Origin of the sequence: Kitasatospora sp. NPDC097605 (genome assembly GCF_040302725.1) — a bacterium.
Lineage (GTDB): Bacteria > Actinomycetota > Actinomycetes > Streptomycetales > Streptomycetaceae > Kitasatospora.
Map to the genome: position 1 here is coordinate 144,782 of NZ_JBEOSF010000004.1, position 24,889 is coordinate 169,670.

The window sequence follows — 24,889 nt, forward strand, 5'->3', positions numbered from 1 at the left end:
CGGGCGGGCCGACCGGCCGGCGGGTGTGCGCGGGCACAGCTGTTCGGCGCTCATGGCCCGGTGCCCGCGGGGCATGAGCGGCTTCCTCAAGGCCCGTTGCGCGGAGGCTGCACGGATGCCGCACCGGGGTCGGTCAGGCTCGGCGCCGGTTGCTGTCGTGGCGGAGCTGCTCGGTGCGGGCGGTGAGTGCGTCGAGGCGGGCGGCGAGGTCCTGGTGACCGGTGCCGAGGTGGGCGCGGATGCCGGCGAGGGGCGCTATGAGGTCGGCGGCGTCGGTGCGGCCGAGGGCGGTGGTCAGGGCGGCCTGGGCGCTCTCGGCGCGGACATCGAGGCCGGCCGCGGTGATCTGGGCGGCCAGGACCCGCAGTTCGGCGGCGTGGTCGCGGGCCCATGCGGTGACGGCGCGGTCCGCGGCACGGCGGTCGCGGACCGCCTTGACCCGCTCCGCGCCGGTGGTCCCGCCGGTGTCGGTGCCGGCACGGGCGCGGCGCAGGCGCAGGTAGCGGTTCTCGGCGGCCTGGCGGCTGGCGACGCCCATGGGGCGGGCGAGGTCGTCCCAGGTGGCACCGGCGGCGCGGGCGGTCTCGACCAGACCGGACTCCCAGGCGGCGAGCTCGTCGCGCAGTTCGCGCAGCAGGAGGATGGCGGCGAGGGCCTGGTCGGGGCTGGTGGCCGGTTCGGGCCCTTCGGCGGGGTCCGGGGTCCGGGCGCCGCGGACGGTGCTGTCGATGGCGGCCAGCGCGGCGGCCGCGGCGAGGAACGACGCGGGCTCGGACTCGGAGGGCGGGGTGTCGGATGTGCCGGTCATGGGCTGTCACTCTCCCAGCGACGTCTGAGGTTGTCATCGGATGGATGACATGCTAGAACGGATTCAGGTGAAGCGCACTGGCACCCACAAGTGATGGAGGTGTTCGCGATGCTGATGCGCACCGACCCGTTCCGCGAGCTGGACCGGCTGACCCAGCAGTTCCTCGGCAACGCCGGAACGTGGACCCGTCCGGCCCCGATGCCGCTGGACGCCTACCGCGCCGGCGACGAGTACGTCATCTGCTTCGATCTGCCCGGGGTGGACCCGCAGGCGATCGACATCGACGTCGAGCGGAACATGCTGACCGTCAAGGCCGAGCGGCGTCCCCGCCACGACGGCCAGGACGTGAAGTGGGAGCTGTCCGAGCGCCCGCTCGGCGCCTTCTCCCGGCAGGTCATGCTCTCCGACACCCTCGACCCGGACGGGATCAGCGCCGACTACGAGGCCGGTGTCCTGACCCTGAAGATCCCGGTGGCCGAGCGGGCCAAGCCCCGCAAGATCGCGATCAGCCACAACGGCGACCGCAAGCAGATCCAGGCCTGACCGGCCCGTTCACCGGAACCCGGGCCGTCCCGCGCGGATCTCCCCCTGCGCGCGGGACGGCCCGCCCCTCGGCGGAGGCCCCGGAGCGGGCCGACGTCCCGTAGCGACGGTGTCGGGCCAAGGGGAGGATGCCGTGCTCGACCTGTCCGGGGTGGAGTTCATGGACTGCTCCGGCCTCGGCGCCCTGGTCCACGCCCGCAACCACGCCGACCTGCTCGGCGCTCGCCTGGTCCTGCGCGGCGCCGGCCGCCCCGTCCTGCGGCTGCTCAAGCTCACCGGCCTCCACCGGCGCCTGGCGGCCGATCCCCGACCGCAGGCGCCGGCGAGCGCCACCCGAGCGGAGGGAGACACCCCATGACCCTGCGATGGGAGGCGTTCCTGGAGCGCGTCCGGGAACGCGGCGAATACGACACACCAGAGGAAGCCGAGCGCGCGGCCCGCGTCGTGCTCGCCCTGCTCGGCGCCCACCTCGTCGGCCGGGTCCGCGCCGACCTCGCCGCCCGGCTGCCCGAGGCCCTGGCCCTGATACTGCTCAACCCCCTGCAGGCCGCCGAGCCGCTCACGCCCGAGAGATTCGTGCGCGCCACCGCCGCCTGGCTCGAAGGTGCGACCGAGACCACCGCCCTCTGGGACATCGGCGCCGTCCTCAGCACCGTCGCCGACGCCGCCGAGGACGACCTCACCCGGCAGATCCTGCTCCAACTCCCGCCCGGCTACGACGTCCTCTTCGGCCGCCCGCAGCCGGCCCCGCACCCCTGACACCCGACCACCCGCCCCGCCCTGCCCGCAGTGCAGGCCCGCCTGGGCTCCCAGCTCACCGGCGAAGAACGCTGCGACGTGGCCGCCGCCTCGGTGACGCCACGCTCGGCAGCGGGCCCTGCGGACCTCCCGCCGGGTCGTGGAGAGGAGCGCGGGTGGTGGTGCGCTCGCTCTCCCGCATCCCGATCGGTCACGGCCGCAGTGCCGCGGCCTCGGCGAATCCGCCCCGGAAGGACGTCACTGGTCGGAGTAGGAGAGGTCTCCCACCGTCCAGCTGCTGATGTCGGCGATGGCGATCCGGTACATGCCCCCTGTGTGGGGCAGCCCGTAGCTGCCCTGCAGGATGCGGGCGACGTGCAGATGCAGATGCGTGGGCCGCACGACGGGCGGCGTCACGTCGTCGCCGGCCGCACCACCGTCCCGGGTCACGGGCGCCGTGAACAGCGTGGCAAAGGGCTTCAGGTGATCGGAGGCGGCGAGGACTTCGGCCACCCGCTCGTTCCACAGACTCTCCGGCGCCAGCCGGCCGGTGATGACCGCCCCCGGGACGACCACGGTCAACGGCATCTGGTTGCTGCGCTCGGACTCCACCATCGCGGCGATGTCGACGAGCAGCGCATCAGGGTTCGACATGAACCAGAGGATAGTGCCCGCCGCAAGCCGCCCGCACGAACGCCCCGACCCGCGACGTCACCGTCCGGAAGGGTGGCGTCCCCCGAGTGCTCCGTCGGGGCGCGTTCCGCGTGGACCGCGCCCGCCGGAGAGCGACAAGCGCCCCGGGCGGCGCTCCGCCCGCGAGCCGTGCGGGACGACCGGCCGGCCGGGACCGGCGGCGCCCGGGGTCAGAGTTTGAACATCGCGGTGTAGGGCTGAGTGATGCGTTCCTGCCGTGACCCGAAGTCCACGAGTACCGCGATGTCGCTGCCGCCTTCGACTTCGACGCCGATGGCCCGGCCGAGACCGTACGTGTCATGAGTGACCCGGTCACCGACGGCGAAGTGCTTGCGCGGGGCCTGCGCCCGGGCCTTGAAGGGACTGGTGGGCAGGTGGCGGGGGACTGCTCCGTATTTCGTCATCAGCGCCAGTATGCGCCGAAAAGCGCAAGGCCGGACCCTCCCGGCGTCACCGATTTTTGGGGATCTTGAATACCGGGTGCGTGTGCTTGTCCGGTTCGCCCCGAAGCGGCGCCGGACGTCATATCCGGCCCGGCAGGCCACCACAAGGGGTGGGCGTGCCGCTCCTGCGGTCGTCGCACCGCTGGCCGGTCGGGGCCGGGAACGGAGTGATCCACTCGGCCAACCAGCCTGCCTCCCAGGCATGTTGCCGGTCACGTCGGCGCCGGCCCGGCAGGCCGGGTGCGGGGCGTCGCAGAACTCGGGCGGAAATATCCCACCACGGAGGTCCGCAACCTGCTACTGTCGTCCTAGTTGCAGTAGTGGTTCCCATGAACTTTGTGTGCGCCTGCTGATGTTTCGCAGGCGCATTTTTGTTTTTCCCGGCTCTTCCCCGGGTGGGCGCTCATCGCGGCGACTCGAAGTCCGCAGCGTGCGGGCTTCGGACAGCCCTTGAAGGAGATATTTTTATGGCTAATGGCACCGTGAAGTGGTTCAACTCGGAGAAGGGCTTCGGCTTCATCGAGCAGGAGGGTGGCGGCCCCGACGTCTTCGCCCACTACTCGAACATCAACGCCAACGGCTTCCGTGAGCTGCTCGAGGGCCAGAAGGTCGAGTTCGACGTCACGCAGGGCCAGAAGGGCCCGCAGGCCGAGAACATTCGCCCGCTGTAGTTTCTGCCACCGGCACCCGCTCGGTAGCGAGGGGCCCGCACCGCGCACACAAGCCCGGTGCGGGCCCCTTGGCACTTCTTCGGCATTGCGGCACGCATCCTCGGCCGTTCATGCCCCCGGTCCCGCCGGCTGCGGCCATCCCCCCACGGGACGCACAGCGCCGCGTCCGACCGGCTCCCTGCCGTGGCAGCCCACGGCCCGAGGTTGCCCGCTCCCGCCCCGCGCGGTGAGCGCCGACCGTAGGTGACATGCCGCACGGTCCCACCGTCCAGGCTCCGACCGTCACACTTCCGGCAGCGCGGATACGTCCACCTCGGCCCCGTCACCGCAGCCGGTCCCGTCATCCGGCTTCGCACATGATCGCCCGGACAGCTCCGCCCAGTACTCCAGTGAGAGTTCTCCCTCGGGCCCCGCTCACCAGGTCACGGGCAGTGACCGCATCCCATAGATGAACGAATCGGTACGGAACTCGCGCTCGCCGGTCAGCCGCAGCCCCGGCAGCCGGCGGAACAGCGTCTCCAGGGCGATCTGGAGTTCGGCGCGGGCCAGCGGCTGGCCCAGGCACTGGTGCACGCCGAAGCCGAACGCCAGGTGCCGCCGGGCGTCCCGCTCCAGGTCCAGCTCGTCCGTCGCCCGATGGCCGGCGCCGCCGAACACCGCCTCGTCCCGGTTGGCGGTGGAGAGCATCGCCATCACGCCCTCCCCGGCCCGGACGGTGACGCCGCCCAGCTCCACGTCCTCCAGTGCCACCCGGGGCAGGCCGGTGTGCACGATGGTCAGCAGCCGCAACAGCTCCTCCACCGCGCCCGGCAGGGTGGCCGGGTCGGCCAGGCCGGGGATCTGCTCGGGGTGCTCCAGCAGCAGTGCGGTCGACAGCGAGATCATGCTCGCGGTCGTCTCGTGCCCGGCGATCAGCAGCAGCACGCCCATGCCGGCCACGTCGTCCGGGGTCAGGTCGTCCCGCGCCGCGAGTCGGCTGAGGGCGTCGTCCTCCGGCTGTGCGCGCTTGCGGGCCGTCAGGTCGCTCAGGTAGTCCCGGACCTCTTCCTGGGCTTCCCGGAGCTGCTCCACGGTGCTCTCCCGGCTGAGCATCGTGCGGCTCAGGCTCTGGAAGCGGTCGTGGTCCTCGTACGGCACGCCGAGCAGCAGGCAGATCACCAGCGAGGGCACCGGCAGCGCGAAGTCGGTGACCAGGTCGGCCGTGGTCCGGCCCGCGGTCATCCGGTCCAGTGCCCCGTCCACGATCCGCTGGATCTCCGGGCGCAGCGCCTCCACCCGCTTGACCAGGAATTCCCCGGTGATCATGCGGCGCTGACGGGCGTGCTCGGGGTCGTCGAGCCGCAGGAAGTCCGGATTGTCGGTGATCAGCTCGCGAGCGCCGGCGACCAGCAGCGGGAAGGCCGGGTGGCGTATGTCGGCACTGAACCGGCGGTCGGACAGCACGGTGCGGACCTCGGTGAAGCCGGTGACCAGCCAGCAGAGGTCGCCGTCGGGCAGCTCGGCCCTGGTCACCGGCCCGGTGGCGGCGGCCTCGGGGTACGCGGGCGGCGGGCCGAACGGGCAGCCGCCGGAGTGCCGGGCCGGCAGGGGGAGGACGGGAGTGGTGGGTGCGGTGGTCAAGGCGGGGGTCTCCTCATGTCGCGGGTGTTCTCGGGGGGTTCGGGGCCCGGGAAGGTTCCCGGCGGCCTGCGGGGCCGGCGGCGGGGGTCCGTCAGGCCCCGGTCCGCGCGGGCTCGTCCCCGGTGACGGTGATCGCCCGGCCCGGGCAGAGCTCGGCGGCGAGTCTGACGTCGTCGAACTGCTCGGGCAGCAGGATGGTCTGACGGACCCTCACGAGACTGTCCCGGTCGTCCTGGTCGAAGACCGCGGGGGCGTTCATCACGCACATGCCGGAGCTGCAGCAGCGGTCCCGGTCGATGCTCACCTGCATGTCGGGCTCCTCTCGCCAGGGCGGCGCCGGCTGCCCGGCGACCGCCTCTCGTTGTCATGGTCAACCCAGCCGTCGCTGGTCCGTTCACGGAGGGGGACGGTGGCCGGATCCTGTTTTCGGCAGTCGCAATTCCCGGGCCCGTGACGATGTGCCGCCGATCCGGCCCGCTTCGGTGTTGACAGAACCCATCCGATGGACAGGTGCAAATGGCTTGGTGCCGCGGACTTCTGATGGCGGCTCCGGTGCGACTCGCCACAGCCTTGGGGCGATCACGTGCCCCGATACTGCGGCATGCCCCAGCCAGCGGGAATGCGCGGAGGACAGGTCTGCACACATGGACTGAAGGTGTCTGCCCGTCTGTGCAGAGAGGACGAACCGTCAATCCACTTCCTGGAAATGGTCGTTACTGTGCTGTTCCGCCAGCCCCCCGGTCGGCCCCTCGGTCGCACCACCAAGTTCCACCGCTCCCACTTCTGCCTGGATGGAGTCGCTCCAGGGCTGGAGTTCGGCCATGTAGCCGCCGCTCTCGGTGAGGTCCAGCCCGTAGGAGCTGTGATCCGGTAGCGGCCGCCGCCCACCGAGGTGAGCTTCCACATGGACTCGTTGCCGCCGCGGATCCCGGCGACGACCGCGAGGAGGAGCTTCAGCGGTGGCCGACGATGACGTGGATGCCCCAGCCGATCGCGGCGAGCACCACGCCGAAGCAGAGGCCGGCGAGGGCGTAGCCGGTACGGGACGTCGGTCGCGCCGTCATGGCCTCGCCGACGCGGGCCGGCGGGTTGAGGGCGCGCAGGCCGAGGGCGAACAGGGCCGGCAGGCCGGCTCCGGCGAGCAGGCCCACGACGAGGATCCGCCACAGCGCGTCCAGGTCGATCCAGGCGTTCACGGGACCGCCCTGTCGGTGTCCGGGTCCGGGCCCGGACCGGGTTCGGTTTCCGGGAGCAGTGTGCCCGTCCAGGTGGCGTTGACGTTCTCCGGTGTCACGGCGGGGTTGCGGGAGGCGAGGAAGAAGGCGGTCGAGGCGAGCACCAGCACGGTGAAGATCACCACGACGCCGGCCGTCCCGCCGATGCCGTGTGCGGCCCAGTAGGCCGCGGCACCGACCACGGCGGCGGCCGGCAGGGTGATCAGCCAGGCCACGGCCATCCGGCGGGCGACGTTCCAGCGCACCACGGCTCCCTTCCTCCCGACGCCCGCCCCCAGGATCGACCCGGTGGCCACATGGGTGGTGGAGAGCGAGTAGCCGAAGTCGGTGGAGGAGAGGATCACCGCGGCCGAGGCCGACTCGGCGGCCATGCCCTGGGGCGACCCGATCTCCAGCAGCCCCTTGCCCAGGGTCCGGATGACCCGCCAGCCGCCGACGTAGGTGCCCAGCGCGATCGCCGCCGCGCAGGAGGCGATCACCCAGGTCGGCGAGGTGGCGCCGGCGCTCAGGGTGCCGTTGGCGATCAGCGCCAGGGTGATGACGCCCATGGTCTTCTGCGCGTCGTTGGTGCCGTGGGCGAGGGAGACCATCGAGGCCGAGCCGATCTGGCCGAGCCGGAAGCCGTCGTCGCGCGGGCGCTCGGGCACGCCACGGGTCAGCCGGTAGACGAGGCGGGTGCCGACCACCGCGACCGTGCCGGCGATGAACGGCGACAGCGTCGCGGGCACGATCACCTTGGAGACCAGGCCCTGCCACTTGACGGCCGAGGCGCCCGCCGCCGCCATGGTGGACCCGACCACGCCGCCGATGAGCGCGTGCGAGGAACTGGAGGGGATGCCGAGGTACCAGGTGGTCAGGTTCCACAGGATGCTGCCGGCCAGGCCCGCGAAGACGACGACCAGGGTGACGTCGCCGCTCCGGACCAGGCCGCCGGCGATGGTGGCCGCAACGGCGGTCGAGAGGAACGCCCCGACCAGGTTCAGCACCGCCGAGAGCGCGACCGCCACCCGCGGGCGCAGGGCCCCGGTGACGATCGAGGTCGCCATGGCGTTGCCGGTGTCATGGAACCCGTTGGTGAAGTCGAACCCCAGCGCGGTGACGACCACCAGCACCAGCACCACGTCATTGCCGGTCACGAGCCCGAACCTAGCCCGTCGGCCGCGGAGCGCCGACCCGCCGACGGCCCGGCGCGCCGGTCCGCCGTCACGCCGTCAGCCGATCGGATCAACCCGCGCCGCCCCGGTGATCAGGTCGAGGAACGCCCAGGCCACCGGGGCGGGCCGCTTCCGCGGGGCGACGTGGCCGACGCCGGGAAGGGTGAGCAGGCGGATGTCGCGGAAGGCCGCGTACGCCCGGGGCGCCGTCCGGAAGGGAACGAGGCCGTCGTCCCCTGGACGTGCGGGCGATCGCGCGCACGGTCGGGGTGCTCGGCCACCGCGGCGGCCGCGGGTGCCGGCAGGTGTTCGCAGAGTACGACTGAGCGGGCGAACGGTCGGCACAGGGTGGCCCCGCACCCGCACCCGCGGCCGGGACCGGCTTCGTCCGGCCCCGGCCGCCGGCGTGTCCGTCGAGGCGGTGTCCCGCGGCTTCAGCCGGTCAGCCGGTCAGCACGCCACCCGGTCGTGCGGGTGGGTCAGGGCGCGTCGACGAGGAGGCGGCCGTCCGCCGGGGCCGGAGTGGCGGTGAGGCCGGCGTAGGCGGAGTCGACCCGGGCCCGTTCGGTGGCGTTGGGGACGGCGTTCTTGCAGCTGGTGCCGGCGCTGGAGCCGGACATCAGCTGGGAGCAGGGCCCGGGCTTGGTGTCCGGCAGGCCGAGGGTGTGGCCGATCTCGTGGGCCGCGATGCGGGTCTTGTCGTGGCCTTCGGTGACGGCTTGGCTTCCGAGTTCCACCCGGGCCTGGCCGCCCGGGCGGACCGGGCCCAGCGTCGCCTGCGGCCAGCCGCTGGTGGCGATGATCAAGATCTCGGCCCGGGTGCCGGGCTGAGCCGGTATCAGCTTGACGTTGCGGGCGTTCGCGTTCCAGGAGGCGACTCCGGCCGAGACGGCGGCCTCCCAGCCGGGGGCCCGGGTGGCGTCGTAGCGGAGGGTGGTCACCGCGGAGACGCCTGTCGGTGCGACAGCTTCCTGTGCGGACGCGGCCTGCGCCGTGGGTGCCATGAGCAGGGCGACGGCCGCGGCGGTCCCGGCTGCTGCGAACCACTTCGAGTGGAGCATGGCTGTCCTTTCGTGGGGGTCGGTCTCCCGCAAGGAGGGGAGACGGTGGTGGGGGCGCTGGGCATCGCCGTCTGCGCGAGGAGGCGAGCCGCTGAAATGACGGTGAACTGTCAAGTCAATCGACGGGGGCCGCACCGGTGTTACGTCCGCTTCCGTCAACGCCGCCGGGTCGCGATTGCCGCACATGGGCCCGACGGTCCGGCCGGTGACCACTCAACTGCCCGTGTCGTGGAATCGAGGTGGCTTCGGGACGGGGTTTGGGCCTAACCTGCCCGCCATGTCTCAGAACACGAACAGCCCCGGCATCCCCGGGCAGTCGGCCGCTCCGGTCGGCGACTCCGCCAAGGTGCAGCGTCAGGTGCAGCGGCAGGCGGGTGTGGGACCGGTCTCCGGAGGCGGCGGGACGCTCTTCTCCGAGCCGGTCCTGGTGGTGAACCAGAAGGCGAAGCTGGTCGAGCTGACCAACGAGTACGCGGTCTTCGACCAGCAGGGCGCCACCCTGGGCTCGGTGGTCGAGGTCGGCCAGAGCGGTCTGCGCAAGGCGATACGGCTGCTCACCTCCCTCGACCAGTATCTGACCCACAAGCTGGAGATCCGGGACCCGCAGGGCGCCCCGGTGCTGCTGCTGACCCGCCCGGCGAAGTTCGTCAAGTCGCGGGTGATCGTGCAGCGTCCGAACGGCGAGGAGGTCGGCCAGATCGTCCAGCAGAACGCCATCGGGAAGATCAACTTCGCGATGGAGGTCGGCGGGCAGAAGGTCGGCGCCGTCAAGGCGGAGAACTGGCGGGCCTGGAACTTCTCCATCGTCGACGGGACGGACACCGAGGTCGCCCGGATCACCAAGACCTGGGAAGGCCTGGCGAAGACGATGTTCACCACGGCCGACAACTACGTGCTCCAGATCCACCGCCCGCTCGCCGACCCGATGCTCAGCCTCGTCGTGGCGACCGCGCTGACCGTGGACACCGCGCTGAAGCAGGACGCCCGCGGCTTCGGATAGCCACCACGCGCGCCCCCGCCTCAACGAGCCCGGCCCTCCGGGGAACCGGAGGGCCGGGCGGGGGTCAGTCGTCGATGCCGAAGTACCGGCCGAGGTAGTCGATGATCTCGACGGCGTGCGGCAGGAGTTCGGGCAGTTCGGTGGCGAGCACCTGCCGGGTGGCGGCGGACAGGGCGCCGGTGCTGGTGGCGGCCGGGCGGACGTACGGTTCCAGACGCCGGATCAGTTCGTAGTTGCTGTCGATGTTCTCGGCCCGCATCGCCTTCTCCAGCGGCGGCGCCCCGGGCGGCGGGACGGGCGGGAGCACCCGGCTGACGTAGGTGACCCGGTGCAGGATCCGCCAGCACGGGGGCTTGGCGGAGCTCTGCCGGGCCTGCCGCAGGGCGGCGGCGTCGGGGGCGTTGCTGCCCTGAAGCCAGATCGGGTCGACGACCTTGCGGTAGAAGTCGTCGAAGTTGGCGCTGGTCTCGCCGAGGTAGAAGGTGAGGAAGCGGTAGGCGTCCACCTTGCCCGGCACCAGCACCGGCCGGCCCGCCGGGTCGTACACCGGCTTGCCGTTGACGTCCCGGCGCTGCAGGTCGCCGGAGGGCGCGCACTGCACGTCGAGGCCGAAGGAGCGGGAGGCATCCTTGCCCTTGGCCCGGGTGTTGCTGTAGCCGCCGCCCGCGGAGGCGTCCAGGTGGATTCCCCAGCCGAGGCCGACGAAGCCGAAGGACAGGTCCATGGAGCCGCCGGCCATGCCGTGGAAGCTGTACGAGCCGGCGGTGGTCTCGCTGACGGCGTCGGTCGCCTCGGTGGTCTCGGCGAAGAAGCCGCCCTGCGCCGTCCAGACGTAGGTGTCGGTACCGATCCGTCGGTCCTCCGACCGCCTCCGACGCGGAGCGGTCCGGGACCGGTGGTGGTGGTCCGCGGGCCCACCGCCGCGGTTGCGGAGAGCACGGGGACCGCAACACCGCGTACGTGGACGAGTCAGGGATGTCCCGGGACGGAGCGCCGGCCGCCGGACGGCGAGGTCGGTGCGGGCGTGGCCCTCGCGTCGCGAGCGGCTACCGGTCGGCCTCCGTCCGGTCCGCCGGGTGCGGGCCGGCCTGGACGTGGCCCCGGAGCGCCAGGGGCAGCCGCCGGGCGTGGTCGTCGAGGCCGTGCTCGGCGGCGTACCGGGCGGTCTCCAGCAGGTGGGAGTGCTCGCGCTCGTACCATTGCCGCGCCTCGGCCGGGGTGGTGAAGCCCGGCGGCTCGTACCAGGGGGCCGGGTCGGTGAGCGGCGGGCGGGGGCGCTGCGGGGTGAGCAGGCGGGCCGCCGCCTCCGCGTGGTGCAGGTACCAGGAGCAGAGGCGTTCCCGGGCGGCGGCGCGTTCGGTGGGGCCGGTCTCGGCGGTGGCGCGTTCGGCGGCGTAGCAGCGCAGCAGGTCGTGCAGGCGGTAGCGGTCCGGGCCGGCGGGGCTGAGCAGGTGGGCGGCGGCGAGGTGGTCGAGCACCGGTCTGGTCGCGGCGGGGGAGGAGCCGGAGAGCGCGGCGGCCGCCGCCGTGCCGATGCGGGTGGCGGGGGCCAGGCCGAGGAGTCGGAAGAGCCGCTGGGCGGCGGGTCGCAGGGCGCGGTAGGAGAGGTCGAAGGCGATCCGGAGGGTGGAGCCGGCGTCGCCGTCGATCTGGAGCGCGTCGAGGCGGTCCTCCGGGTCGCGCAGTTCGGCGGCGTGTTCCAGCAGGGTGCGGTGCGGGTGTTCCGCGAGGCGGGCCGCGGCGATGCCGAGGGCGAGTGGCAAGTGACCGCAGGATGCGGCGAGTTCGGCGGCGGCGCGGGGTTCGGCGCGGGTCCGGTCGGCGCCGGTGATCCGGGCGAGCAGTTCGACGGCTTCGGGCTGGGGCAGGACGTCCAGCACCAGCCGCCGGGCACCGTCGCGGGCGGTGAGCCCGGCCAGCCCGTCCCGACTGGTCACCAGGGCCAGCGAACCCGCCGAACCGGGCAGCAGCGGGCGGATCTGCTCGGCGTCGCGGGCGTTGTCGAGCAGGACCAGGACCCTGCGGTCGGCGAGCAGTGACCGGTACAGGGCGGCGCTCTCGTCGACGGTGCCGGGCATCCGCTCGCGGTCGGTGCCGAGGGCGCGCAGGAGGCGGGCCAGCGCTTCGTACGGGGCCAGCGGCGGGCCGATGGCGTACCCGCGCAGGTTGATGTGGAGCTGACCGTCGGGAAAGCGCTCGCGGACCCGGTGGGCCCAGCGCACGGCGAGGGCGGTCTTGCCCGTTCCGGCGCCGCCGGTCACCACGCCGATGCCGGCGGCGCCGGCCGAGCCGGCCGAGTCGGCGAGGCCGTCCAGGGCGCCGAGTTCCGCCCGCCGCCCGACGAAGGTGGCCGGCGCGGGCGGCAGTTGGGCGGGTCTGGGCAGCTGCTGCCGGGTGCGCGGCGAGCCGGCGGCCGGGGCGGGCCCGTCCTTCAGCAACTCCTGGTGCAGGAGCTGGAGTTCCGGTCCGGGGTCGAGGCCGAGCTCGTCGGCCAGCTGCCGCGCGAACCGGCGGTAGGCGGCGAGCCCGTCGGCCTGCCGGCCCGCCCGGTGCAGGGCCCGGACGAGCTGCGTCACGAAGCGGTCCCGGAGCGGGTGTTCGGCGACCAGCGCGGTCAGTTCCGGAACGGTCTGCCGGTGCCGGCCGAGGTCGGCCTCCAGATCCAGGCAGTTCTCCCACGCGGTGAGCCGCAGTTCGTTCAGTGCCATCGAGCCGGCGGCCAGCAGGCTGCCGGGCAGCCCGTCCAGCACCGGGCCGCGCCACAGGCCCAGCGCCGATCGGAACTCCCGTACGGCTGCCTCGGGTTCGCCGCGCTCGGCCAGTCGGCGCGCCACCGACACCCGGTGGGCGAAGGTCAGGGCGTCCACCTGGTGGCCGTCCGGTGCGATCCGGTAGCCGGGGCCGTCGGTGAGCAGCACCGGCGGCCCGTCCTGGGCGGCGGCGAGCTTGCGCCGCAGCAGCCCGGCGAGGTTCCGTATCTGGCGGTGGGCGGTGGCCGGCGGGTCGTCCCAGACCGCGTCGACCAGGCGGGCCACCGGGACGACGGCCCCGGCGTTCAGCAGCAGGATGCCGAGCATCCGCTCCTGCTTGGCCCCTTCCGTCCGGGCCCGCCTGCCGTCGTCGGTCCACACTTCCAGTGGCCCCAGGATCCTGAACTCCATCTGCCCCTCCCGCGGTTGGCCGACGTCGAGCCGGGCCGGATGTCTTCGAAGCTCGTGACCGTTTCATGATGAAATCGTGTTGAATTTGTGCATTCGACTGGGAGTCTTCTCTCACCGGCCCCGCTGGGGCCGGTTCCCCCACTCCCAAGGAGCAGTCGGATGAAGCGCATGAAGCAGGCCGCGGCCCTGGCCGTCGCACTCGGCCTGGCCCTCGTACCCCTCTCGGCGAGCGCCGCGCCGGCCGCCGGGCCGGCCACCCACAAGGGCATGACCTGGCAGGTGCTCGCGTCGGGCCCCGACGGGACCGTCCAGGTCGGCGGCCCGGCGCACTCGACGCCGAGCGACCCGTACAACGGCGACACCCTGCCGTCCGTCTCGCTGCCGGTCCTCTGCATCAACGTGGACGGCAGCCCGGCGCCGGACGGCATCAGCATCGGCTTCTACAACGGTTGGGCCGGCGGCACCGTCGCGCTCAGCCAGCCGGTGAAGGGATCGCGCCTGAACAGCCAGGCCGCCGCGAACAGCGTCTGCCAGGCGTCCTTCGGCATCGGCTGGCGCCAGGCCGAGTTCCACGACGGCCGCTACGGCCCGAACCTGGAGTACGTCGGCGGGTGGAGCTTCTGGGCGTACGGCAACATCAACCCCAACGCCCGCTTCTGGACCGCCATCAACGACCAGCAGGCCAACCCCTGGAACTGACGGCGGCGGGCGGGGCGTGAGCAGCCCGTCCGGCCGTTCCGCCTGCGGTCCCGGTCCGGAGCCCTCGGGACGCGGCGTCGAGGGCTCCCGTACGAGTGGCCCGGTCACCCTCGGGTGGCCGGGCCGGCCGGCGTTCCGGGTTCCTCGGCCGGCGGGCAATCCGGGCTGAGGGGCGCGTGGCATGGGGCAGGGACTCCTCTGCCGGGAAGGTGACATGGGCGTGGGGCGGACCCCGGTGCGGGGCCGGCGCCGGGACAGACCTTCCCATCCGGCGGCGACCGGTGACATCCCAGATTTGCAGGGGGTGTGACGACCTCTTCCCGTGGTAGGGATCCGGGGCGCGGGCGTCAGGCCGGGGGGCGGCCGAGCCCGGCGGTGTACGGGGCCGCGAGGAGTGCGACGAGTTCGCGGCGGCTGCGTACGCCGGTCTTGGTGAAGGCCGACTTCAGGTGGTCCTGGACGGTGGCCGGGCTCAGGAAGAGCCGGTGGGCGATGTCCCTGGTGCTCAGGCCCCGTACGGCCTGGAGGACCACCTCCTGCTCGCGGGGGGAGAACCGGTGTGCCAGCAGGGACAGCGGGATGACGTCGACCGGGCTCGCGGGTTGGGCGACCAGGGCGACGCTGCCCCGCGGGCACTGGTCGAGCAGCGAGGCGTGGACGGTGAGCCACTGGCCGTTGCGGCGGCGCAGCCGGGACCAGGCGTGGGCGCCCGCGTTCGCGGAGGTGGCGTGGATGCGGGCCCGCTCGGAGAGGTAGATCAGCGCGGTCGGTACTCCGGCGGGGCGGTACTGCGGCTCGGAGAGCTCCTCGAACAGCTGCCGGGCCCCGGAGTCCGCGGAGGTGAGCTGACCGGTGGGGCCGATGACGGCGACCCCGAGCCAGGGTCCGTCCTGCGGGTCCGCCCGGACGTCCTGCCCGGCAGGGGTGCCCGGGGCGGGCAGCGCGTAGTCGCGCAGGGCGGCGGCCACGGCCCGGGCGGCCCGTTCCGCCAGTCTCTGCTCGCTCGCGCCGAAGGGCGCCGATCCGGCCCCGCGCATCAACGCGGCGGCTCCCCACCGCCCGCCGCCGACATCGAAGTTCATCCGCAGCTCGTCGCCCAGTCCGTACTCGGCGAGCAACTCCCGGTAGCGCACGCTGCGTTCGGGACGGTCGCCGGTGGCCCGGTGGACGGTCTCCACGACGCGGCCGGCGGCCCGGATGTCGACGAACCGGGTGGTGTCGTCGGACCACATCTCCAACCAGATGGCGTGCTCGAAGGCGGTCGGCTGCAGGCCCTCGGCGACGGTGGAGGTCAGGAAGCCGGTGACCGGATCGGCCCCGTGCAGGCAGCCCGCCTCGGATCCGAGAGCGGGCCCGAGGACGGTGAGGAGCTGTCGGAAGAACTGTTCCAGCGGGAGCTTCGCCGCCGCCAGATCGCCGATCTCTCCCATCATGCGGCGTTCCCTGTCACGGAAAGAGGTCATCTCCCCACCCTAGGCCCGAGGTTGGCCTGCCTCCGGCGATCCTGGGAGGTTCGGGTCGCCACCGACCGCTCCGCCTCCACGGGGAGTGGAGTGCGGGAAGGGCTCCCGGGCGGGAAGGGCTCCCGGGCGGCCGGGCTCCCGGCCCGGCCGCCCGGTGGCGGGTCAGGTGCCGGCGGAGGCCAGCCGGGCGTGGCGGCGGGCGGCCGCCTCGGCGGGGTCCAGCACCGGTACGGCGGCCAGCAGGCCCTTGGTGTACGGGTGTCGGGGGGAGTCGTACACCGCGGCGGCGTCGCCCTGCTCCACGATCCGGCCGGCCCGCATCACCGCGACCCGGTCGCTCACCTGCCGCACCACGGCGAGGTCGTGGGCGACGAAGACCAGCGCCAGACCGAGGTCGCGCTGCAACTCGCCCAGCAGTTCGACCACTTGGGCCTGAGTGGTGACGTCCAGCGCGGAGACCGGCTCGTCGCAGACGATCAGCCGCGGACCGGGGGCCAGCGCCCGGGCGATGCCGACCCGCTGCCGCTGCCCGCCGGAGAACTCGTGCGGATAGCGGTGGTACCAGTCGGGGTCCAGCCCCACCCGTTCGAGGAGTTCGCCGACCCGGGCGCGGACGCGGCGCTCGTCGCTCTCGCCGGCGATGCGCAGCGGGTCGGCGACGGATTCGCCGATGCTGCGGCGCGGGTTGAGCGAGGAGACCGGGTCCTGGAAGACCATCTGCAGCTCCTGCCGGATCGGGCGCAGCTCCTTCTCCCCGAGCGCCCCGATGTCCCGGCCCCGGTAGTGCAGCCGGCCGCCGGTCGGCTCCAGCAGGCGGACCAGCATCCGTCCGAGGGTGGTCTTGCCGGAGCCGGACTCGCCGACGATGCCCAGCGTCTCACCGGCCCGCACGGTGAGCGAGACGCCGTCCACGGCGGTGACGGGCGCGGCGCGCCGGCCGAGGCCGCCGCGGGCGGCGAACTCCCGGCGCAGGTCGACGGCTTCGAGCAGGACGTCGCCGCCCCCGGTCGGCTCGGCGGGCTCGACGTGGTCGACGGGCTCGGCGGGCCCGGCCGGATCGCGCGGCGCGTCCACCCGCGGCACCGCCGACAGCAGCGCGCGGGTGTACGGCTCGCGCGGTGCGCCCAGCACCTCCGTGACGGGGCCGTGCTCCACCGCCCGGCCGTCCTTCATCACCAGCACCCGGTCGACGCTCCCGGCGACCACGCCCAGGTCGTGGGTGACCAGCACCAGTCCGGCCCCGGTCTCGGCGCGCAACTCGTGCAGCAGGTCGAGGACCTGGGCCTGGACGGTGACGTCGAGCGCGGTCGTCGGTTCGTCGGCGACCAGCAGCCGCGGCTCGCAGGCCAGGGCCATCGCGATCAGCACCCGCTGGCGCATGCCGCCGCTGAACTCGTGCGGGCGCGACCGCGAGCGGCGGGCCGCGTCGGGGATGCCGACGCGGTCGAGCACCGCGACGGCCCGCTTCCCGGCGTCCCGGCGGGAGAGCTTCCGGTGCACCCGGACGACCTCGGTGATCTGGTCGCCCACGGCGTGGTACGGGTCGAGGGCGGAGAGCGGGTCCTGGAACACCATGGCGGCCAGTCCGCCGCGCAGGCGCCGCAGGTCGGCGCCCTCGGCGGTGACGGCGTCGACGCCGGCGACCCGGACCGAGCCGCCGATCCGGGCGCCGGTGCCGTGGTGCAGGCCGAGCAGCCCGAAGGCGACGGTGCTCTTGCCGGAGCCGGACTCGCCGACGATGCCGAGCGCCTGCCCGGCCTCCAGGGTGAAGCCGACCCCGTCGACGGCGCGGACGTGGCCGTCGCCGACCGGGAAGTCGACGACCAGGTCCCGGACGTCGACGAGGGGTTCGGGGCTCATGTCAGGACCACCCTTCGGTCGGTCACCGCGTAGAGCACGTCCGCGACGACGTTGGCGAGGACCACGCAGAACCCGGTGACGAGGGTCAGGCCGACGACGGTCGGCAGGTCGATCAGGCCGACCGAGGTGACCAGCAGCTTGCCGAGCCCCGGGAGGCCGAAGAGGGACTCGGTGAGCACGGCGCTCCCGAACATCGTCCCGAGGTCGATGGCGGTGAGCGCGATCACCGGGGTGAGCGCGCCGCGCAGGGCGTGCCTGGTCACCAGGTGCCGTTCGCTGACGCCGTACGCCCGGAAGGTGCGGATGTGGTCGTCGGCGAGCGCCTCCAGCATGGAGGAGCGGGTCAGCCTGGCGTACTTGGCGGACTCGACGAGGGCGAGTGAGGTCCAGGGCAGCAGCAGGCCCCAGAACCACTGCTGGGGGTCCTCGGTGAGCGGGACGTAGCTGGGGAACGGCAGCCACTGGAGCTGGGCGCAGAGCACGATGAGCAGCACCAGGCCGATGATGAAGACCGGGACGGAGCTGCCGGCCAGCGTCAGCCCGGTGAGCAGGCGCTCGCCGAGCCGGCCCCGGCGCAGCGCCGAGACCAGGCCGGTGCCGACGCCGAGGATCAGCCAGAGCACCATCGCGCCGAACGCGAGCGAGGCCGTCACCGGGAGCCGGGCGGTGATCATGTCGGTGACCTGCTCGCCGCTGCGGTAGGAGACGCCCAGGCAGGGCGCCGGGCAGTGCAGCAGCCCGGTGCCGGCGCTGAAGTCGCGGCCGGCGACGAGGCCCTGGAGGAAGTGGGCGTACTGGAGGTGCAGCGGCGCGTCGAGGCCCAGCCGTTCGCGCACCTGGGTGACCTGGGCGGGGCTGCACTTCTCGCCGCAGGCCAGCTGGGCGGGGTCGCCGGGGGCGATGTAGAAGACCGCGTAGACGACCACGGAGAGGGCGAGCAGGACGCCGAGCATGGCGACGGCCCTGCGGAGCAGGAAGCGGGTCATGCGGTGGCCTCCTTGGAGCCGGCCTGCCCGGCGGCGGACGGTCCGGTGGCGGGCCGTCCGGCGCCGCGCGCCGTGCCGACCCGCAGCCGGGAGGCCGCGCGCGGGTCGAGCTCGGTGCGGACGGCGTCGCCGAGCACGGTGAAGGAGAGCACGGTGACGAACAGCAGCGCGGACGGCAGCAGCACGTACGTCGGGTCGGCGCGGAACCAGGTGGTCGCGCCGGAGAGCATCTGGCCCCAGGACGCGGTCGGCGGCTTGACGCCCACCCCCAGGAAGGAGAGCCCGGCCTCGGCGACCACGTTGGACGGCAGCAGCACCGCCGCGTAGGTGATGACCGGTGCGGCGAGCGAGGGCAGCAGCTCGCGGCGGGCGATCCGCCACCGGCTCGCGCCGGCCAGCCGGGCCGCCGAGACGTAGTCGAGCTGCCGCAGGCCGAGCGTCTGCGCCCGGACGATCCGCGAGGTGCCGGCCCAGCCGAGCAGCCCGATGACCAGGGTCAGCAGCAGCGGGCGGGGGAAACCGGACGGCACCACCGCCATCAGCGAGATGGCGAAGACGAGCGAGGGCAGCGCGAGCATCACCTCGGTGGTGCTGCCGATCAGCTGGTCGAGCACCCGGCTGCCGAGGCCGGCCGCGAGGCCGATCAGGACGCCGAGCGTGATCTGCACGAAGGTGGCGCCGACGGCGACGAGCAGCGAGACCCGGGCGCCGTGGACGAGCCGGGCGAACACGTCCCGCCCGGTGCCGGGTTCGACGCCGAGCCAGTGGTCGGCGCTGACGCCGCCGAAGGAGCCGACGGGCACCCCGCCGGCCGCCGAGTCGAGCAGGTCGTTGTGGTAGCCGGTGGGGTCCTGGCCCTCGATCGCGCTGAGCAGCGGTGCCCCCGCCGCGACCAGGGCGAGCAGGACGATGACGAGGCCGGCGGCGACGGCGGAGCGGCGCGCGAGCAGCCGCCGCCACACCTGCCGTCCTCCGGGGGCCGGGGAGGCCGTGCGGGCCTCGGCTACCCGGACGGCCTGTGCTGCTCAGCCGGGGAGCGGACTGGCAGCGCAAGCGCGCGCTCGTCCAGCCGGCGGTCCGCCCGCGCCAGGTGCGGGGGTACGCGGCGACGATGGTCGAGTGCGCCGTCGCGCACGCCGACGGCTGGCGGGACGGGCGGCGCGTCGACGTCATGGGCGAGATGAACGCGCTGACCCAGCGGATCATCGTCCGCACCCTGTTCGGCGGTGACGTCGGCGACCGGGACCGGGCGCTCGCGGACGCCGTGGCGGTGGCCCAGCGGGAGATCGGTGCCGAGCTGCGCAGCGTCTCCCTGTTCCTGCCCGGCTGGGTCCGCACGCCCGCCCGGCGGCGGTTGCTCGCCGCCGTCGCGACGATCGACGCCGAGGTCGGCCGGCTGATCGGCGACCGGACGGCCGCCGGCACCGATCCCGCGCGGGGCGACGACCTGCTGGCCCGCCTGCTCGAGGCCCGTGACGACAAGGGGCGGCCGCTCTCGCCCCGCGAGGTCCGCGACGAGGCCGTGACGCTCTGGGCCGCCGGCCACGAGACCACGGCCACCACGCTGACCTGGACCTGGTACCTGCTCTCGCGTTCCCCGCAGGCCCGCGACCGGCTGAGCGAGGAACTCGCCCGCGTCCTCGGCGGCCGTCCGCCCGGCTACGACGACTACGAGCGGCTCCACTGGACCCGCCAGGTCGTCAAGGAGTCCCTGCGCGTCTACCCGCCCGCCTGGACGATCTCACCCGCCGTGGCCCACGAGGGCGCGACGCTCGGCGGCGCGCCCGTCCCCGTCGGCACGACCGTGTGGTGCAGCCCGTGGACCACCCACCGCGACCCGCGCTGGTTCCCCGACCCGGAGGCCTTCCGCCCCGAGCGATGGGACCCCGACGCGCCGACGGCGGTCCCCGATCACGCCTGGTTCCCCTTCGGCGGCGGCCGGCGCGCCTGCCTCGGCGCCCGCTTCGCCCTCGTCGAGGCCACGCTGCTGATCGCCACCCTCGCGCAACGCTTCCACCTCCACGTCGACCCCGGCGAGCCCACTCCCCACCCCGGCATCCTCCTCCAGCCCGCCGAACCACTCCGCGCGACGCTGCGCACGTCGTAGGTCACTCCCGGTTCCGCCGTCAGCGCGCCGCCGGCACGTCGGCGCCGAGGGCGGCGGCCGCCTCCGGCGCGGGCGGCGCGGGCGTGTCGACCCAGGCCTCGGCGAGGCGCTGCAGCCCCTGCCACAGGTCCAGGGCCGCCTCCCTCAGATGCACGGCGGCGGGGCTGTCCGACTCGGCGGCGAGCAGATAGGCGTCGATGCCGGTGACGGAGTGCCGCAGCTGGCGGCGCAGCGGTTCCACCTGCCCGGCGTGGTCCCCGCTCTCGCGGGGCGCGCCGATGCGCTCGGTGAGGAACGCGGTGAGCCGTTCCAGTTCGTGCCGGGTCATCTGGGTCACGGGACCATCTCCCGGAAGGCGCCCCGCGCGACGGGTGCTGCGCGGGCGGGTGCGGGTGGACGTGACTCCACTGTTCGCCCCCGGGGCGATGCCTGTCAACCATTGCACGAAAATACTGTCGTGTTTCCATCGTCGTGAATCACCGGTCGTATAATCGGCCCATGGACGATGGCACCCCACCCGTGCGGCAGTGGACCTTCCTGACCAACCACGCCCGCGTGCTCGTCCAGATCGCCCGCGATCCCGGCATCCGCGTGCGCGACCTCGCCGCCCGCTGCCTGCTCACCGAACGCGCCGTCCAGCGGATCATCGCCGACCTCGAACAGGCCGGCTACCTCAGCCACCAGCGCAACGGCCGCACCAACCACTACACGGTGATCGACAGCAAGCAGCTGCGCCACCCCGCCGACTCGGGCCCGACCCTCGCCGAACTCCTCTCGGTCCTGCTGCGCTGAGGCCCGCGCACCGCCCGACCCGCCGAGGGCCGGGGGGCGGTACGTGCCGCACGGCCCGGCCCGGCCGGGATCAGGAGCGGACGGCAGTGCCCATCCAGGCGCGGTTGCCGAGCAGGGTCTTGATGTCCGAGGCGAGTCCGTTGTCGGGGTTCACCAGGAAGCCGAGCTCGTAGAGGGTGTCCTTGTCCCAGCCGGTGGTGAGCAGGCGGATCGGGACGTCGCCGGGGTGGGCGTGGAGGGCGAGTTTGAGCTCGGCCACGATCTCGGGGGTGACCCGGGCGGCCGGCACGGTGATCTGCACCGGCGGCTTGGTGCCCAGTTCGGCGGAGGAGACGTCGAGGGTGGTGATCTCCTGGCCGAAGATGCTCAGGGAGCCGTCGCGCTCGTTGAGCCGGCCGCGCACCGAGATGACGTTGTCCTCCACCATCTGCTCGGCCATCAGGTTGTAGGTGGCGGGGAAGAACAGCACCTCGACCGAGCCGTCGCGGTCGGCGAGGGTGATGATCGCCCAGGCGTTGCCGGCCTTGTTGATCCGGCGGTCCACCGCGGTGATGAGCCCGGAGAGGCGGACCTCGCCCTCGGTGCGGCCGGAGCCGAGGAGGTCGGCGATCGAGGTGTCGCGGTTCTGGGAGAGGATGTGCTCGGCGCCGTCGAGCGGGTGGCTGGAGACGTAGAGGCCGAGCATCTCCCGTTCCAGGGAGAGGAGTTGGCGGCGCGGCCACTCGCGGTCGGTGAGCTCGAAGTCCAGTCCGATGCCGGGGCCGCCGCCCTCGTCGGCGTCCAGGGCGCCGAAGAGGTCGTCCTGGCCGATCGCCTGCTGCTTCTTCAGCCCGGTGACGGCGTCGATCGCGCTCTCGTGCACGGTGCTCAGCGAGAGCCGGGTGTGCCCGAGGGAGTCGAAGGCGCCGGCCTTGACCAGGGAGTCGACGGTGCGCTTGTTGCACACCACCAGCTCCACCTTGTCCAGGAAGTCGGGGAAGGAGGTGTACTTGCCCTTCTCCTCCCGGGTGCGCACCAGCGACTCGATGACCGGGACGCCGACGTTGCGCACGGCCTTGAGGCCGAAGCGGACGTCGCTGCCGACGGCGGTGAAGTCGACCACCGACTCGTTGACGTCGGGGGAGAGGATCCGGATGCCCATCTGCCGGCACTCCGCCAGGTAGACCGCCATCTTGTCCTTGTCGTCGGCGACCGAGGTGAGCAGGGCGGCCATGTACTCGGCGGGGTAGTTCGCCTTGAGGTAGGCGGTCTGGTACGAGACCAGGCCGTAGGCGGCGGAGTGCGATTTGTTGAACGCGTAACCGGCGAACGGGACCAGGACGTCCCACACCGCCTGGATGGCCTCGTCGGAGTAGCCGCGCTCCTTGCAGCCGGCGTGGAAGGGGACGAACTCCTTCTCCAGGACCTCCTTCTTCTTCTTGCCCATCGCCCGGCGCAGCAGGTCGGCCTGGCCGAGCGAGTACCCGGCGAGCACCTGGGCGGCGCGCTGGACCTGCTCCTGGTAGACGATCAGCCCGTAGGTGGGGCCGAGGACGTCCTTGAGCGGCTCCTCCAGCTCGGGGTGGATCGGGATGATCTCCTGCTGCGCGTTCTTGCGCAGGGCGTAGTTGGTGTGCGAGTTCATGCCCATCGGCCCGGGCCGGTACAGCGCGGAGACGGCGGAGATGTCGGCGAACTCGGTCGGCTTCATCAGCTTGAGCAGGGCGCGCATCGGGCCGCCGTCGAGCTGGAAGACGCCGAGGGTGTCGCCGCGGGCCAGCAGCTGGTAGGTGGTGGGGTCGTCGATCGGGATCTTCTCGATGTCGACGTCGACGCCCCGGTTGGCCTTCACGATCTTGATGCAGTGGTCGATGATGCCCAGGTTCCGCAGACCCAGGAAGTCCATCTTGATCAGGCCCATGGCTTCGCACGACGGGTAGTCGAAGCCGGTGATGATGGTGCCGTCCTTGTCCCGCATGTGCAGCGGGATCAGCTCCAGCAGCGGGGTGGAGGAGAGGATGACGGCGGCGGCGTGCACACCGGTGCCGCGGATCAGGCCCTCGATGCCCCGGCCGGTGTCGATGATCTTCTTGACGTCGGGCTCGTTGTCGTACAGCGCCCGGATCTCGGTGCCCTCGTTGTACCGGGGGTGCTTGTCGTTGAAGAGGTCGGCCAGCGGCACGCCCTTGCCCATGACGTCCGGCGGCATCGCCTTGGTGATCCGGTCGCCCATCGCGAAGGGGTAGCCGAGGATGCGGTTGGCGTCCTTGACGGCGGCCTTGGCCTTGATGGTGCCGAAGGTGTTGACCTGGGCGGTGTAGGCGGAGCCGTACTTCTCGGTGACGTAGCGCACCATCTGGTCGCGCTGGCGGTCGTCGAAGTCGATGTCGACGTCCGGGGGGTTGATGCGCTCGGGGTTGAGGAACCGCTCGAACAGCAGGTCGTGCTCCAGCGGGTCGAGCTGGGTGATGCCGGTGAGGTAGGCGACCATCGAGCCGGCCGCCGAGCCACGGCCCGGACCGACCGGGATGCCGTTGTCCCGCCCGTACTGGCAGATGTCGGCGACCACGAGGAAGTAGGCGTCGAACCCCATCGGGGTGATCACGCCCATCTCCAGCTCGACCCGGTCCAGCACCTCCTGGCTCGGGTTGTCGCCGTAGCGGTGCTGGAGGCCGGCGGCGATCTTCTGGCGCAGGTACGAGGCCTGGGTCTCGCCCTCGGGGACGTCGAACTGCGGCATCCGGTCGACGTAGGTGAAGACCTCCTCGTACGACTCGACCCGCTCGGCGATCGCCAGGGTGTTGTCGCAGGCCTCCGGCAGCTCGCGGAAGAGCTCGCGCATCTCCTCGGCGGTCTTGACGTAGTAGCCGGTGCCCTGGAACTTGAACCGGTTCGGGTCGTCCTTGTTCTTGCCCACGCCGACGCAGAGCAGGCTGTCGTGGGCGTCCGCCTGGTCGGCGGTGACGTAGTGCGAGTCGTTGGTGGCGAGCAGCGGGATGTTCAGCTGCTTGGCCAGGCGCAGCAGGTCCGCGCGGACGTCCTGCTCGATGGACAGGCCGTGGTCCATCAGCTCCAGGAAGTAGTTCTCCTTGCCGAAGATGTCCTGGTACGCCCCGGCGGCCTTGACCGCCTCCTCGTACTGGCCGAGCCGCAGCCTGGTCTGCACCTCGCCGGAGGGGCAGCCGGTGGTGGCGATGATGCCGGTCGCGTTGGCGGCGATCAGCTCGCGGTCCATCCGGGGCTTCATGTAGTAGCCCTCCATCGACGCGAGCGAGGAGAGCTTGAACAGGTTCCGCAGGCCGGTGGCGTTCTGCGCCCACATGGTCATATGGGTGTAGCGGCCGCCGCCGGAGACGTCCTTGCCGCCCTCGCCGTCCGCGCCGCTCGGGCGCTGGCCGCCGGGGGACCAGAACACCTGCTTCTTCAGGAAGCGCGAGGCCGGGGCGACGTACGCCTCGATGCCGATGATCGGCTTGACGGCGGTCTTGGCGGCGGCGTGGAAGAACTCGTAGGCGCCGAACATGTTGCCGTGGTCGCTCATCGCGATGGCGGGCATGCCCTGTCTCTCCGCCTCCGCGAAGAGCTTCCCGTTCTTCGCGGCCCCGTCCAGCATCGAGTACTCGGTGTGGACGTGCAGGTGCGCGAAGCTGTCGGACACGGCGCTGGGCTCCTCGGGTGGTTCCGGGACGGGCAAGCGGCCCAGGTTAGCCGTTCGAGGCGCACGACACGCCGCGTCGAACGGCCCGGCGATCAGCTCGACGGGCGTCCTGCCGGTGTGGTGCCCAGGTGGCGTCATCGTGCGCCATGTGGTGTCACCAGGCGCCGTGCCGCGCCGATCGCCGATGCCGCCCGCTCCCGGGACCCGGGCGTGCAAAG

General features: G+C 72.8%; 25 protein-coding genes. 8 read left to right on the forward strand and 17 right to left on the reverse strand.

Translation table 11 applies throughout. The features are described 5' to 3' along the window. Positions 1 to 133: 133 nt before the first annotated feature. The gene (locus tag ABTX81_RS06260) at positions 134 to 808 is read right to left on the reverse strand and encodes a type III effector protein (RefSeq protein WP_350541889.1); all 675 of its coding nucleotides are present in this window, start codon (positions 806 to 808) and stop codon (positions 134 to 136) included. 108 nt (positions 809 to 916) lie between these two features. Between ABTX81_RS06260 and ABTX81_RS06265 the strand changes: the two genes are divergently transcribed. From ABTX81_RS06265 to ABTX81_RS06275, 3 genes are all read left to right on the forward strand, one after another. Further along, positions 917 to 1,351, forward strand: coding sequence for an Hsp20/alpha crystallin family protein (locus tag ABTX81_RS06265; RefSeq protein ID WP_350542246.1), 435 nt, complete (start codon positions 917 to 919; stop codon positions 1,349 to 1,351). Between the two features lie 109 nt (positions 1,352 to 1,460). After that, positions 1,461 to 1,709, forward strand: coding sequence for an STAS domain-containing protein (locus ABTX81_RS06270; RefSeq protein ID WP_350541891.1), 249 nt, complete (start codon positions 1,461 to 1,463; stop codon positions 1,707 to 1,709). Beyond that, entirely contained in the window at positions 1,706 to 2,110 is a 405-nt protein-coding gene (locus tag ABTX81_RS06275) for a DUF2267 domain-containing protein (protein WP_350541893.1), read from the forward strand. The genes ABTX81_RS06270 and ABTX81_RS06275 overlap by 4 nt, the downstream gene beginning before the upstream one ends. Positions 2,111 to 2,347: 237 nt before the next feature. On the opposite strand, the gene ABTX81_RS06280 is transcribed toward ABTX81_RS06275, so the two are convergent. Both ABTX81_RS06280 and ABTX81_RS06285 read right to left on the reverse strand, forming a co-directional pair. Next, positions 2,348 to 2,743: a GvpU-like protein gene (locus tag ABTX81_RS06280; RefSeq protein ID WP_350541895.1), complete on the reverse strand. Its 396-nt coding sequence runs from the start codon at positions 2,741 to 2,743 to the stop codon at positions 2,348 to 2,350. Positions 2,744 to 2,952: 209 nt separating this feature from the next. Continuing rightward, the gene (locus tag ABTX81_RS06285; RefSeq protein WP_350541897.1) at positions 2,953 to 3,186 is read right to left on the reverse strand and encodes a hypothetical protein; all 234 of its coding nucleotides are present in this window, start codon (positions 3,184 to 3,186) and stop codon (positions 2,953 to 2,955) included. Between the two features lie 506 nt (positions 3,187 to 3,692). On the opposite strand from ABTX81_RS06285, the gene ABTX81_RS06290 reads away from it, so the two are divergent. Next, positions 3,693 to 3,896: a cold-shock protein gene (locus ABTX81_RS06290; protein WP_045694210.1), complete on the forward strand. Its 204-nt coding sequence runs from the start codon at positions 3,693 to 3,695 to the stop codon at positions 3,894 to 3,896. Positions 3,897 to 4,310: 414 nt separating this feature from the next. Here the strand turns inward: ABTX81_RS06290 and ABTX81_RS06295 are convergent, their stop codons facing one another. From ABTX81_RS06295 to ABTX81_RS06320, 6 genes are all read right to left on the reverse strand, one after another. After that, on the reverse strand, positions 4,311 to 5,516 hold the full coding sequence (locus ABTX81_RS06295; protein ID WP_350541899.1) for a cytochrome P450: 1,206 nt from the start codon (positions 5,514 to 5,516) through the stop codon (positions 4,311 to 4,313). A gap of 91 nt (positions 5,517 to 5,607) precedes the next feature. Beyond that, entirely contained in the window at positions 5,608 to 5,826 is a 219-nt protein-coding gene (locus ABTX81_RS06300) for a ferredoxin (RefSeq protein WP_350541901.1), read from the reverse strand. Between the two features lie 378 nt (positions 5,827 to 6,204). Continuing rightward, a complete protein-coding gene (locus tag ABTX81_RS06305) occupies positions 6,205 to 6,420 on the reverse strand; it encodes a hypothetical protein (RefSeq protein WP_350541903.1) in 216 nt (71 codons plus the stop codon). A 49-nt stretch (positions 6,421 to 6,469) separates the two neighbouring features. Further along, the gene (locus ABTX81_RS06310) at positions 6,470 to 6,712 is read right to left on the reverse strand and encodes a hypothetical protein (RefSeq protein WP_350541905.1); all 243 of its coding nucleotides are present in this window, start codon (positions 6,710 to 6,712) and stop codon (positions 6,470 to 6,472) included. Beyond that, positions 6,709 to 7,887, reverse strand: a complete 1,179-nt coding sequence (locus tag ABTX81_RS06315; protein ID WP_350541907.1) for an inorganic phosphate transporter — start codon at positions 7,885 to 7,887, stop codon at positions 6,709 to 6,711. Before ABTX81_RS06315 ends, ABTX81_RS06310 begins: the two co-directional genes overlap by 4 nt. 497 nt (positions 7,888 to 8,384) lie before the next feature. Then, positions 8,385 to 8,966 carry a snapalysin family zinc-dependent metalloprotease gene (locus ABTX81_RS06320; protein ID WP_350541909.1) on the reverse strand — a complete coding sequence of 194 codons (582 nt, stop codon included), beginning with the start codon at positions 8,964 to 8,966 and terminating at the stop codon, positions 8,385 to 8,387. A 184-nt stretch (positions 8,967 to 9,150) separates the two neighbouring features. On the opposite strand from ABTX81_RS06320, the gene ABTX81_RS06325 reads away from it, so the two are divergent. Next, entirely contained in the window at positions 9,151 to 9,966 is an 816-nt protein-coding gene (locus ABTX81_RS06325; RefSeq protein ID WP_350541911.1) for an LURP-one-related/scramblase family protein, read from the forward strand. A 64-nt stretch (positions 9,967 to 10,030) separates the two neighbouring features. Here the strand turns inward: ABTX81_RS06325 and ABTX81_RS06330 are convergent, their stop codons facing one another. After that, positions 10,031 to 10,705 (reverse strand): hypothetical protein, encoded by a 675-nt coding sequence (locus ABTX81_RS06330; RefSeq protein ID WP_350541913.1) that lies wholly within the window; start codon positions 10,703 to 10,705, stop codon positions 10,031 to 10,033. A gap of 307 nt (positions 10,706 to 11,012) precedes the next feature. Beyond that, a complete protein-coding gene (locus ABTX81_RS06335; protein WP_350541915.1) occupies positions 11,013 to 13,127 on the reverse strand; it encodes an AfsR/SARP family transcriptional regulator in 2,115 nt (704 codons plus the stop codon). A 159-nt stretch (positions 13,128 to 13,286) separates the two neighbouring features. Here ABTX81_RS06335 and ABTX81_RS06340 point away from each other — a divergent pair, with 159 nt between their 5' ends. Further along, a complete protein-coding gene (locus tag ABTX81_RS06340; protein WP_350541917.1) occupies positions 13,287 to 13,826 on the forward strand; it encodes a hypothetical protein in 540 nt (179 codons plus the stop codon). Between the two features lie 347 nt (positions 13,827 to 14,173). Here ABTX81_RS06340 and ABTX81_RS06345 read toward each other — a convergent pair whose 3' ends face one another. The 4 genes from ABTX81_RS06345 to ABTX81_RS06360 all read right to left on the reverse strand — a co-directional run bounded on the left by ABTX81_RS06345 (position 14,174) and on the right by ABTX81_RS06360 (position 19,097). Beyond that, the gene (locus tag ABTX81_RS06345) at positions 14,174 to 15,289 is read right to left on the reverse strand and encodes a helix-turn-helix transcriptional regulator (protein WP_350541919.1); all 1,116 of its coding nucleotides are present in this window, start codon (positions 15,287 to 15,289) and stop codon (positions 14,174 to 14,176) included. Between the two features lie 162 nt (positions 15,290 to 15,451). After that, the gene (locus tag ABTX81_RS06350) at positions 15,452 to 17,149 is read right to left on the reverse strand and encodes an ABC transporter ATP-binding protein (protein WP_350541920.1); all 1,698 of its coding nucleotides are present in this window, start codon (positions 17,147 to 17,149) and stop codon (positions 15,452 to 15,454) included. Continuing rightward, positions 17,146 to 18,135 carry an ABC transporter permease gene (locus ABTX81_RS06355; protein ID WP_350541922.1) on the reverse strand — a complete coding sequence of 330 codons (990 nt, stop codon included), beginning with the start codon at positions 18,133 to 18,135 and terminating at the stop codon, positions 17,146 to 17,148. The genes ABTX81_RS06350 and ABTX81_RS06355 overlap by 4 nt, the downstream gene beginning before the upstream one ends. After that, positions 18,132 to 19,097: an ABC transporter permease gene (locus ABTX81_RS06360; protein WP_350541924.1), complete on the reverse strand. Its 966-nt coding sequence runs from the start codon at positions 19,095 to 19,097 to the stop codon at positions 18,132 to 18,134. The genes ABTX81_RS06355 and ABTX81_RS06360 overlap by 4 nt, the downstream gene beginning before the upstream one ends. Before the next feature lie 56 nt (positions 19,098 to 19,153). Here ABTX81_RS06360 and ABTX81_RS06365 point away from each other — a divergent pair, with 56 nt between their 5' ends. Further along, positions 19,154 to 20,242 carry a cytochrome P450 gene (locus tag ABTX81_RS06365; RefSeq protein WP_350541926.1) on the forward strand — a complete coding sequence of 363 codons (1,089 nt, stop codon included), beginning with the start codon at positions 19,154 to 19,156 and terminating at the stop codon, positions 20,240 to 20,242. Between the two features lie 19 nt (positions 20,243 to 20,261). Here ABTX81_RS06365 and ABTX81_RS06370 read toward each other — a convergent pair whose 3' ends face one another. Next, positions 20,262 to 20,579 (reverse strand): hypothetical protein, encoded by a 318-nt coding sequence (locus ABTX81_RS06370; RefSeq protein WP_350541928.1) that lies wholly within the window; start codon positions 20,577 to 20,579, stop codon positions 20,262 to 20,264. Positions 20,580 to 20,740: 161 nt separating this feature from the next. Between ABTX81_RS06370 and ABTX81_RS06375 the strand changes: the two genes are divergently transcribed. Further along, positions 20,741 to 21,034: a helix-turn-helix transcriptional regulator gene (locus ABTX81_RS06375; RefSeq protein ID WP_350541930.1), complete on the forward strand. Its 294-nt coding sequence runs from the start codon at positions 20,741 to 20,743 to the stop codon at positions 21,032 to 21,034. Positions 21,035 to 21,104: 70 nt separating this feature from the next. Here ABTX81_RS06375 and dnaE read toward each other — a convergent pair whose 3' ends face one another. Beyond that, complete coding sequence (dnaE, locus tag ABTX81_RS06380; protein WP_350541932.1) at positions 21,105 to 24,671, reverse strand: DNA polymerase III subunit alpha; 3,567 nt, start codon at positions 24,669 to 24,671, stop codon at positions 21,105 to 21,107. Positions 24,672 to 24,889: the final 218 nt, after the last annotated feature.